A 10,318-nucleotide genomic window follows, 5' to 3' on the forward strand; every position below is an offset into this window, starting at 1 on the left:
TCGAGGAGAGCAATGAGGTCACCTGTCAGCTCAGACATGGTGTAAGCCTCGACCGGATAGGGGCAGGAGCTGCCACCATATCCGCGCATGTCGGGCGCAATGGCGCGAAAACCCGCTGTCGCAACGGCGGGCAATTGATACTGCCAGCCGATCGCGAGGTCGGGAAAGCCATGCACAAACACAACGGCTTGGCCGCTGCCAGCCTCATAAGTCGACAGATGAAAGTCGGGATCTCCGGCTCGTCCGGGCAGACTGATGCTTCTGGGCATGATGGGTTGGGTCACTGCGCGATCCCTTCACGATTTCCAGAAGATGCCTTGCCGCCACGTATCAGCTTGCCGGGCAGCGCGCCCGTCGGCGTCCCGTCGCGGTAAATCACCTCGCCGCTGCAAATGGTCATGCGATAGCCGGTGATCTTCTGAAGGAAGCGCTTTCCGTCGGCCGGCAGGTCGTAGGTCAGCACAGGTTCGTGAATCTGGAGATTATCGAAATCAATCACGTTGATGTCGGCCTTCATGCCGGGCGCGATTACCCCACGATCTAACAGGCCGTAGCACGCGGCCGTGCGGCGGGTCTGATTTTCGATCAGTTCTTCGAGAGGTATGCGCTCGCCGCGTGTCCGGTCCCGTCCCCAATGGGTCAGCAGGAAGGTTGGAATGCTTGCGTCGCTGATCATGCCGCAATGAGCGCCGCCATCGGCAAGGCCGTAGACGGAGTTGGGATGGCGCATCAGTTCCCGTGTGGCGTCGAGATTGCCATCCACGTAGCCGAGCATCGGGAGGTATAGAAGGTTTCCGCCATCCTCCGACGCCAGAATGTCATAAGCCACGTCGGGCGCGGTGCGCCCCTCTCTGGCGGCGATCCCGGCGATGCTGTCTTCAGGCGCAGGCTCGTAGTTCGGGTTCTTTCCCAGCGGGTACATTGTATCGAAGCCGTTTGTGATCATCGCAAGCACGCCTCCGAAATGTGAAACGTCGGGCGCGTTGCCGAGGATGGCTTCGCGGACTGCGGGCGTGCGGAGCGCCGCCGCGCGTCCCTCCACCGTCAGGCCTTTCAGGGCATTGAAATGCTCGTGAAGGAAGAAGGGATGAATGCTGCTCTCGAAGCCGAGCAACAAGCCGACAGGGCGCGGCGCAATCTGCGGTGTCAGCAGACCGCCCTCCGCCGCATCCTCTTCCGCGGCACGCAGCAGGCGGCGCCACTGGTCGGGATCGCCCGCGCTCTGGACGACGCTGTAGAGCACGCGCTTGCCCGTTTCTCGGCCGAGCTGCTTCATCCAGCCGATCTCGTAATCTTCAGGCAGATAGTCGCTGGCCATCTGGAAGACACCGTGTCCGACGCGGCCCAGCATTCGGCCGATGCCGAGCACTTCATCGGCTGATGCATATGTGCCGGGCACAACCTTCCCGTCCTTCGCCCGATGCAGCGCGGTGCGCGATGTCGAAAAGCCGAGAGCGCCAGCCTCCAGTCCTTCGCGCACGATTTCCGCCATCCGGTCTATGTCTTCCCGGCTGGCTTCGTTTTCGTTCAATCCTTCGCCCATGACATAGGCACGCACAGCGCCGTGGGGCACCTGCGTGCCGACATCGATTGCGAAGGAGCGTTTTTCCAATGCGTCGAGATATTCCGGAAATGTTTCCCATTCCCAGCGGATACCTTCAGCCAAAGCCGTACCCGGAATATCCTCCACGCCCTCCATAAGCTGAATGAGAAATGCGTGGTGATCGGGCCGGACCGGCGCAAAACCGACGCCGCAATTTCCAATGACGACGGTCGTCGTGCCGCTCCAGCCTGCCGGTGTGACATGGGGATCCCAGGTGAGCTGGCCATCATAGTGGGCGTGGATATCCACCCAGCCTGGCGTGACCAGCAGTCCACTCGCGTCGATTTCTTCGCGTGCCGGGCCGAGATTTTCGCCCACGGCACATATGAAACCATCAGAAATCGCAACGTCACCCTTGCTGGCGGCGGCGCCGGTTCCGTCGATAACTGTTCCACCCCTGATCACCAGGTCATACATGAGAGCCCCTGTTCCTGATTTCGATGCGGGATCGTTTCAAGACAGAAAAACAGCGCTCGTGACAGTTGTCAATTTAATTGACTTGGGGTATCTAGCGGGGAAGAAGACCTTCGAGAAATATGCTGATGATCTGCTCGGCCTGCTTGCGAACGGTCTTTGGGCTGATTTTTTTGGCGTTCTTGTGAAGGCGTGCAGCAAGACCGGGAAAGACAAAAAGGCTGCCTGCGCCATGATTGATCAAAAAATACAGCAGCCCTGCCGGGGGTTTGCGGATCATGCCCCTGGCCGCGAGTTTGCCGATCCAGTTTTCCATGAAGTCATGCGCCGGACCGACAAAATTTGTGACGATATAGTCCAGACGCGGGCCGGATCGGCCTGCTTCATAATTGATGATCCGCAACAGCGATGGATTGAGCGCATTAAGTTCGAGAACGCGCACGAGAAGTCCCCGGAGAATTTCCAGTTGGTCATCGCCGAGCCGCTCCCCTTCAAGGACCAGTTCCCGGTTCATATGGCTGAAGCCGTGCTTCACGGCGGCATACCAGAGATCGGTCTTCGAGCCGAAGCGTTGGGGTATCAGATTGTGGCTGATACCGAGACGCCGAGCGACTTCGCGGACAGAGGTGCCATCAAAACCATTCTCTCCAAAGGCCCAAAGCACAGCATCGAGCACTGCCTCGTCCGAAATGATGTCGGCACTATCGGGGGCAGGTCGTCCTCGCGGTCGGCGCGTCATGTCGGTGGGCCTTTCGGAAAACAACTACCCGGCGCTTCTACTTCAGCTTTTCATCGAGCGCCACTCCGCGTCCTTCAGCCTGCTTTGGCCTGCGCGCGAGCCGACGCGGCTTTCAGGACAAAATAATAATCGAAAGGATGAGCTTATGAAATTCGACCTTCTCTGTGTCGGTCTGACGACGCTCGATATTGTGGGTCGGCCAATTACGGAAATCCCCAGGGATGAGGGCGGACGGCTCATCGAGCAGATCGCCTGCGCGCCCGCGGGCACGGCGGCAGGTGCGGCTTGTATTGCCGCAAAGCTCGGCCTGAAAACGGGCCTTGCGGGTGCTGTCGGCGACGATCTCACGGGCAGGTTTGTCCGCTTCGCTCTCGAAGAAGGCGGCGTCGATACGAGCCTCCTCACGGTGATAAAAGGTCTGCCCACCTCCGCAACCATCCTCCCAATCGACCTTCAGGCCCGGCGTCCGGCGTTTCACGCGCCCGGTGCGGGCTCGATCCCACCGTTGACGGATGAACTGATCACGGCAATGGAAAATGCTCGCGCCCTTCATTACGCCGCCATCGGCGCGCCGACTTTTGATGGCGGAGCGGGCGAAAATCTTCTCAAGGCGGCAAAGACGGCAGGCGTTGAAATTTTTTGCGACCTCATCGCACCGCGTCCGGGCACGAAGGAGGAACTTGAGCGCATCCTTCCTCATGTGGACTGGTTCCTGCCAAGCGCCGACGAAGCGCGCTACCTGACCCGGCTTGAGGATTTGCAATCGGCGGCCGATGCTTTCGTGGCGATGGGTGCAAAAAACTGCGCTATCAAGGATGGCCGGCGCGGCGCGATAGTATCGGCAGGCGACCTGCGCGGGCGGGTGCCCGCCTTCAAGATTGCCGCGATAGACACGACGACCTGCGGCGATTCATTCTGCGCCGGCTTTATAACGGCGCGCCTCAAGGGCCGTAGCGATCGCGAGGCACTGAAATTTGCGGCGGCAACGGCTGCAATGGTCGCGCAGGGCCTGGCAACCTATGGCAAGCTTGAAAGCTTTGCTCAGGTTGAGGATGCCGTAAATTCGCTCCCCGTTGATGAGGATGCCGCATGATGAGTGCGAGGAAGCGAAGCTTCGCGAACGTATCGTCGAGCTTATGACCGCGATGGATGCGCGGCCTCGCAGGTGACCTTGCTTTCGGCCGTCAGGCGCGTCAGGGCAGGGTAAATGGAGCCATAGCTCGCATCGAGGAAATGGCTGAAGGGGCCATCCTCGAACATCTGTTGATTTCGTAACCCATTGATTTTCCGAAGAAAAGAGCGCCCAGGCAGAGCGTCGTCACATTCATTCTGGCAGTCCTCCCTCAAGGACGGCGCGGCGACTTGATATATCGGGCCGATATAGGTCGGCCTATAGGGGCTCTCGACGGAACGCCAAGAGGCATGGCGGGCAGATTTGCCGAAAGAATCGTCATCCGGAGCAAGATCGCTCTTGAAAAAAGTGTAATGTAATATACGTTACACATCGCCCGCCCATGGCGGACTGCCCCGTCTCGCAGATGCCCGCGCCCTCCCCCCCAGCGGTCATCATGTGCCTCGCGTTTTTGAGGCCGAGACGGGGCACCGATCAATTTCCGATGCGGTGATCTCGATGCGTAAAATGACCCTTGTGTTGGGCGTGGCTGTCGCCATGCCTCTGGCCCTGACGCTATCCGGATGCGGCGACGGATCGGATCAGCAGCACCAACCTGCCGGAGAGATCGGATACGTGACCATCGAGCCGCAACGGCTCGAACTCACGACCGAACTCGTGGGCCGGACATCGGCGGTGCGCATCGCCGAGATCAGACCCCAGGTGAACGGCATCATCCTCAAACGGATGTTTGAAGAAGGGGCGAACGTCAAGGCGGGGCAGCAGCTCTATCAGATCGACCCGGCGCTTTACAAAGCTTCCTATGATTCGGCGGTCGCGGCGCTGGCCAAGGCGCAGGCCAATGTGAAGACGGCGCGCGCCAAGGCGGGACGTTACAAGGATTTGGTCGGGGTCAATGCGGTCAGCCGGCAGGACTATGACGATGTCGTCGCGACGCTCGCACAGAACGAAGCCGATGTCGCGTCCGCCAAGGCCGATGTCGACACCGCGCGCACCAATCTCGCCTATACGAAAGTCTATTCACCGATCGACGGTCGCATCGGTAAATCGACGGTGACGGAAGGTGCGCTGGTGACCGCCAACCAGACGACCGCGCTTGCGACCGTCACCCAGCTCGATCCCATTTATGTCGACGTCACGCAGTCGAGCGCCGACTTGCTGAAGCTCAAGCGCGACATCGCGCATGGCCGGGTCGAGGGCGACGAAATGGAGACGCCGGTCACGCTGAAGTTCGACGGCGGAGACAGCTACGGCGAAACCGGCAAGCTGCAGTTCTCAGGCGTCGTGGTCGACGAGGGAACGGGCACGGTGCAGCTCCGCGCCGTCTTTCAAAACCCCAAAGAAGAATTGCTGCCGGGCATGTTCGTCCGCGCGGTCATCGGCCAGGGCGCGCTTCCGAAGGCCCTTCTGGTGCCGCAGCAGGGTGTCACCCGCAACACCGACGGCTCGGCCGTCGTGTGGCTCGTCGGGCCCGACAACAAGGTGAAACAGCAGACCGTGACGGCCGCGCGCGCGGTTGGCGACAAATGGCTCGTCACCGAGGGGCTGAAGGCCGGCGACAAGGTGGTGGTCGAAGGGCTTCAGAAGCTCACGATGCCCGGCGCCGAGCCGACACCCGTTCCCGCCGGCCAGAAAGCCGCGGCGGCGCGCGCGGAAAGTAACGGCGGGACGCAATGAGGAGCAGCTTTGCAATAAAGGCCGTCCATTCGGCAGTCGAGACCCGAGGTTCAGTAAGGCGCGTGTTCCATCATGTCTAGTTTCTTCATCGACCGTCCGGTTTTCGCCTGGGTCATCGCGATCGTCATCATGCTCGCGGGCGGCTTGTCGATCCTCGAACTTCCGATCCAGCAATATCCGACCATCGCGCCGCCCCAAGTCAGCGTCAACGCGAGCTATCCGGGCGCGTCGGCGAAGACTATCGAGGATACGGTCACGCAGGTGATCGAGCAGAAGATGAACGGCCTCGATCATCTGCGTTACATCTCCTCGACCAGCACGTCGAGCGGCAGCGCGACCGTCACGCTCACCTTCAATCAGGACGCCGATCCCGACATCGCGCAGGTGCAGGTGCAGAACAAGCTGCAGACGTCGCTGCCCCTTCTGCCGCAGGAAGTTCAAAATCAGGGCGTCACCGTTACAAAGTCCGCGCGTAACTTTCTGATGGTGGTCGCCTTCCTGTCGCCGGACGGCAGCATGAACCGGACGGAACTTGCCGACTATGTCGCGTCGCATGTTCAGGATCCGATCAGCCGGGTCAACGGTGTCGGCGAGGTGCAGCTTTTCGGTCCGCAGCATGCGATGCGCATCTGGGTCGATCCGAACAAGCTCAGCACCTATAGCATGACCATCGACGATGTCGTGACCGCGATCAAGGCGCAGAATGCCGAAATCTCGGCCGGTCAGCTCGGTGGCTTGCCGGCGGTGGAGGGACAGCAGCTTAACGCGACTATCAACGCGCAAACGCGTCTTGAAACGCCGGAACAGTTCGAACGGATACTTCTCCGTGTGAATGCCGACGGCTCGACCGTCAAGCTCAAGGACGTCGCGCGCGTCGAGCTCGGCTCGGAGAGCTATGACACGATCGGCCGCTATAACGGAAAGCCGGCCGCCGGCATCGCCATTCGCCTGGCCGTCGGCGCCAATGCGCTCGACACGGCCAAGGCCGTGCGCGCGGAGGTGGCGGAACTCCAGAAGTTTTTCCCCGCGGGCATGGAAGTGAAATTTCCTTACGACACGACGCCCTTCGTGCGTCTGTCCATCGAGGAGGTGGCCAAGACGTTGGCGGAGGCGATCGTTCTGGTCGTGATCGTCATGTTCGTCTTCCTGCAGAATATCCGCGCGACCTTGATTCCGGCGATCGCCGTTCCGGTCGTTCTGCTCGGCACTTTCGGCGTGCTTTCAGCATTCGGTTTTTCAATCAACACGCTCACCATGTTCGGCATGGTGCTGGCGATCGGCCTTCTCGTCGACGACGCGATCGTGGTCGTCGAAAATGTCGAACGCGTCATGTCGGAAGAGGGATTGTCGCCAAGGGAGGCGACCCGGAAGTCGATGGGGCAGATCACCGGCGCCTTGATCGGCATCGCGCTCGTTCTCTCGGCCGTGCTTCTTCCCATGGCGTTCTTCTCCGGCTCCACGGGCGCCATCTATCGCCAATTCTCGCTGACGATGGTTTCGGCCATGGTGTTGTCTGTGCTGGTCGCGTTGGTCCTGACGCCCGCTCTCTGCGCCACGATCCTGAAACCTGTGAAAGCTCACGGCGCGCCCAGGCATGGCTTCTTCGGCTGGTTCAATCGCAACTTTGAACGTGCGAGCGAGAACTACCTGAAGGGCGTGAGCTCCTTCGTCACACATGGCGCTCGTTATTTCCTGATCTACGGCGTCATCGTGCTGGTTCTGGGCGTTCTCTTCATGCGGTTGCCGACCTCGTTCCTGCCGGCTGAGGACCAGGGCTTCATGTTCGCACAGGTGACGGCGCCGCCCGGCGCCACGGCGGCGCGTACGCTCGAAACGGTGGAGGCCCTCGAACGGCATTTCCTTGTCGACGAGAAAGACAGCGTCGACGGTCTTTTCACGGTCGTCGGATTCAACTTTGCCGGCAACGGCCAGAATGCCGCGATGGGCTTCATCAATCTGAAGCCATTTGACGAACGTACTTCCGCCAAACAATCGGCCTTTGCGATCGCCGAACGAGCAATGCAGTTCGGTGGCGGTATGCGGGATGCCATGGTGTTCGCGCTGGTGCCGCCCGCCATCATGGAACTCGGCAACGCCACCGGCTTCGACTTTCAGCTTCTCGATCAGGGCGGGCTCGGGCACGAGAAGCTGATGGAGGCACGCAATCAGCTTGTCGGCATGGCGGCCAGCAATCCCGCGCTCGCCGACGTCCGTCCCAACGGTCTCGACGATACGCCGGAATTCCGCGTCGATGTCGATCAGGAGAAAGCCTCCGCGCTCGGCCTGTCGCTCAGCGACATCAACGACACGCTTTCGGCTGCGTTCGGGTCGAGCTACGTGAATGATTTCGTCGAAAGGGGACGGGTCAAAAAGGTCTATCTGCAGGCCGATGCCACCCACCGTATGCTGCCGGGCGATATCGACAAATGGTATGTGCGTAACGGGCAGGGGCAGATGGTGCCTTTCTCGTCCTTCGCGTCGACACACTGGACTTACGGATCGCCGCGTCTGGAACGCTTCAACGGCGTTTCCTCTTCCGAGATCATGGGAGACGCCGCGCCGGGATACAGTTCCGGCGACGCGATGAGCGCGATGGAGGAACTGGCCGCAAAGCTCCCGGCGGGGTTCGGCTTTGCATGGACAGGCCTCTCCTACGAGGAAAGGCTCTCCGGCCAGCAGGCGCCGGCGCTCTACGCCATTTCGCTGCTTTTCGTTTTTCTCTGCCTCGCCGCACTTTACGAGAGCTGGTCGATTCCGGCGTCCGTCATGCTCGTGGTCCCGCTCGGCGTCGTGGGCGCCGTTCTCGCGGCGACCATGACCGGGCTTTCGAACGACGTCTATTTCCAGGTCGGCCTCCTGACGACGATCGGACTTGCGGCGAAAAACGCGATCCTGATCGTGGAATTCGCGAAAGACCTCCATCGGGATGGCATGGAGCTGATCGAGGCGACGATGCTCGCGGCGCGCCAGCGCTTGCGGCCGATCATCATGACGTCGCTTGCATTCATCCTCGGCGTGATGCCGCTCGCGACGAGTTCGGGAGCGGGATCCGGCAGCCAGAATGCCATCGGTATCGGTGTCATGGGCGGAATGATATCCGCGACCGTGCTTGCGATTTTCTTCGTGCCGCTCTTTTTCGTGGCGATCCAGAAGTTGGCGCACCGCGGGAAAACCCCGGGCGACGTGCCAGCCGCGAATCCCGGCGAGTGAGGCGAACCATGAAGACGAAAAATTTAACCCACCCCGCTCTCGCATTCTCGGCCATCTTGCTCCTGGCCGGTTGCTCGCTCGAGCCCGACTATGCGCGCCCCGCGTCTCCCGTGCCGGCGAGCTGGCCTGAGGGTGATGCGTACACAAAGGCGGCATCCACCAAGCCGGGCGAATTGCAGGCTGCCTCTCTCGGCTGGAGGGATTTCTTCAAGGCCGAGCCCCTGCAACGGCTGATCGAGACGGCGCTCGCGAACAACCGCGATCTCCGTGTCGCGACGCTCAACATCGAGCAGGCGCGTGCGCAATACCGCATCCAGCGGGCCGATCTTTTTCCGTCAATCTCGGCCGACGCTTCCGGTACGCGCCAGCGCATACCGGCTTCCCTGTCTTCCTACGGTCAGTCCACGACATCGTCGCAATACAGCGTCGAGGCGGGCGTCACCTCTTTCGAAATCGATCTTTTCGGCCGGGTGCGCAGCCTGAGCAAGGAAGCCCTCGAGAGCTATTTCGCAACCGAGGAGGCACAGCGATCGTCGCAGGTCTCGCTCGTGGCGGAAGTCGCGAACGCTTATCTCACCCTGCAGGCGGATAAGCGGCTTCTGCTTTTGACCGATCAGACGTTGAAGGCGCAGGAGGAATCGCTCGGCCTCGTCCGTGAAAGCTTCAAGCGCGGCATTTCCTCGCAGCTCGATCTGTCGCAAGCGCAGACCTCCGTCGAGACCGCGCGCGTCAACCGCGCGCTTTACACGCGGCAAGTCGCGCAGGACAAGAACGCGCTCGACCTCCTCGTCGGCACGCCTGTCGATGCCGGCGCGCTCGGCCAGGCCGATCTGACCGAGGCCGACGCGCTCCTGGCCGAGCTGCCCGAAGGTCTTCCTTCCGATCTGCTGGAACGGCGGCCGGATATCCGGGAGGCGGAACACCAGTTGCGCGCGGCCAACGCGGATATCGGCGCGGCGCGGGCGGCCTTCTTCCCGAAGATCACACTCACGGGATCCGGTGGCACGAGCAGCACTTCTCTCGCCGGTCTTTTCGACGCCGGCTCGGGCGCCTGGAGTTTCGTGCCGTCCATCAGCCTGCCGATTTTCGACGCAGGGAAGAACCAGGCCAATCTCGACGTCTCGAAGGCGCAGCGCGACATCTACGTCGCCCAGTATGAGAAGGCGATCCAGACGGCTTTCCGCGAAGTCTCCGACGCGCTGGCCGGACGCGGCACCTATACCGATCAGGTCGAGGCGCAGCGCGCGCTCGTCAAGGCGACGAACGACAGCTACGACCTTGCACAATTGCGCTATCGGCGCGGTATCGACAGTTATTTGACGGTTCTCGATTCACAGCGGTCTCTTTACAGTTCTCAACAGACTCTTATCAGTATAGAGCTGGAGAGACTGAGTAATCTTGTCACGCTTTATAAAGTTCTTGGCGGCGGTACGGTGGAACGGACGGAAGCGCTTTCGGGCAAGTCATGATGTAGCGGCCCGCGGCGACCTGTCTCTGACGGTCAGAGGACGATGGCGACGGTTGAAATGGAAAAGACGGATGG

General features: G+C 61.0%; 8 protein-coding genes. 4 read left to right on the top strand and 4 right to left on the bottom strand.

What is annotated here, in order from left to right; all coding sequences use genetic code 11:
- The 3 genes from VMR03_RS13310 to VMR03_RS13320 all read right to left on the bottom strand — a co-directional run.
- A partial coding sequence (locus VMR03_RS13310; protein ID WP_325405999.1) for an alpha/beta fold hydrolase occupies window positions 1–284 on the bottom strand: 284 nt, incomplete at its 3' end.
- Window positions 281–2,020: an N-acyl-D-amino-acid deacylase family protein gene (locus VMR03_RS13315; RefSeq protein WP_325406001.1), complete on the bottom strand. Its 1,740-nt coding sequence runs from the start codon at window positions 2,018–2,020 to the stop codon at window positions 281–283. The genes VMR03_RS13310 and VMR03_RS13315, both read right to left, overlap by 4 nt.
- Window positions 2,021–2,111: 91 nt before the next feature.
- Window positions 2,112–2,693, bottom strand: a complete 582-nt coding sequence (locus VMR03_RS13320; protein ID WP_325406003.1) for a TetR/AcrR family transcriptional regulator — start codon at window positions 2,691–2,693, stop codon at window positions 2,112–2,114.
- A 61-nt stretch (window positions 2,694–2,754) separates the two neighbouring features.
- Here VMR03_RS13320 and VMR03_RS13325 point away from each other — a divergent pair, with 61 nt between their 5' ends.
- Window positions 2,755–3,849 carry a carbohydrate kinase family protein gene (locus tag VMR03_RS13325; protein ID WP_325406005.1) on the top strand — a complete coding sequence of 365 codons (1,095 nt, stop codon included), beginning with the start codon at window positions 2,755–2,757 and terminating at the stop codon, window positions 3,847–3,849.
- Window positions 3,850–3,890: 41 nt separating this feature from the next.
- Here the strand turns inward: VMR03_RS13325 and VMR03_RS13330 are convergent, their stop codons facing one another.
- Window positions 3,891–4,016: a hypothetical protein gene (locus tag VMR03_RS13330; RefSeq protein ID WP_325406007.1), complete on the bottom strand. Its 126-nt coding sequence runs from the start codon at window positions 4,014–4,016 to the stop codon at window positions 3,891–3,893.
- 379 nt (window positions 4,017–4,395) lie between these two features.
- Between VMR03_RS13330 and VMR03_RS13335 the strand changes: the two genes are divergently transcribed.
- From VMR03_RS13335 to adeC, 3 genes are all read left to right on the top strand, one after another.
- Window positions 4,396–5,565, top strand: coding sequence for an efflux RND transporter periplasmic adaptor subunit (locus VMR03_RS13335; RefSeq protein WP_325406009.1), 1,170 nt, complete (start codon window positions 4,396–4,398; stop codon window positions 5,563–5,565).
- A 72-nt stretch (window positions 5,566–5,637) separates the two neighbouring features.
- Window positions 5,638–8,775, top strand: coding sequence for an efflux RND transporter permease subunit (locus VMR03_RS13340; protein ID WP_325406011.1), 3,138 nt, complete (start codon window positions 5,638–5,640; stop codon window positions 8,773–8,775).
- An 8-nt stretch (window positions 8,776–8,783) separates the two neighbouring features.
- Window positions 8,784–10,244, top strand: coding sequence for an AdeC/AdeK/OprM family multidrug efflux complex outer membrane factor (adeC, locus tag VMR03_RS13345; RefSeq protein ID WP_325406013.1), 1,461 nt, complete (start codon window positions 8,784–8,786; stop codon window positions 10,242–10,244).
- The last annotated feature ends 74 nt before the right edge of the window (window positions 10,245–10,318 follow it).

Origin of the sequence: Parvibaculum sp. (assembly GCF_035511255.1) — a bacterium.
In the GTDB taxonomy this organism is placed as follows: domain Bacteria; phylum Pseudomonadota; class Alphaproteobacteria; order Parvibaculales; family Parvibaculaceae; genus Parvibaculum.

Excerpts from the sequence above, each read along its gene's own strand:
- VMR03_RS13315 (WP_325406001.1), bottom strand. The coding sequence starts at position 2,020 with ATGTATGACCTGGTGATCAGGGGTGGAACAGTTATCGACGGAACCGGC.
- VMR03_RS13325 (WP_325406005.1), top strand. The coding sequence starts at position 2,755 with ATGTCGGTGGGCCTTTCGGAAAACAACTACCCGGCGCTTCTACTTCAG.
- VMR03_RS13330 (WP_325406007.1), bottom strand. The coding sequence starts at position 4,016 with ATGTTCGAGGATGGCCCCTTCAGCCATTTCCTCGATGCGAGCTATGGC.
- VMR03_RS13335 (WP_325406009.1), top strand. The coding sequence starts at position 4,396 with ATGACCCTTGTGTTGGGCGTGGCTGTCGCCATGCCTCTGGCCCTGACG.
- VMR03_RS13340 (WP_325406011.1), top strand. The coding sequence starts at position 5,638 with ATGTCTAGTTTCTTCATCGACCGTCCGGTTTTCGCCTGGGTCATCGCG.
- adeC (WP_325406013.1), top strand. The coding sequence starts at position 8,784 with ATGAAGACGAAAAATTTAACCCACCCCGCTCTCGCATTCTCGGCCATC.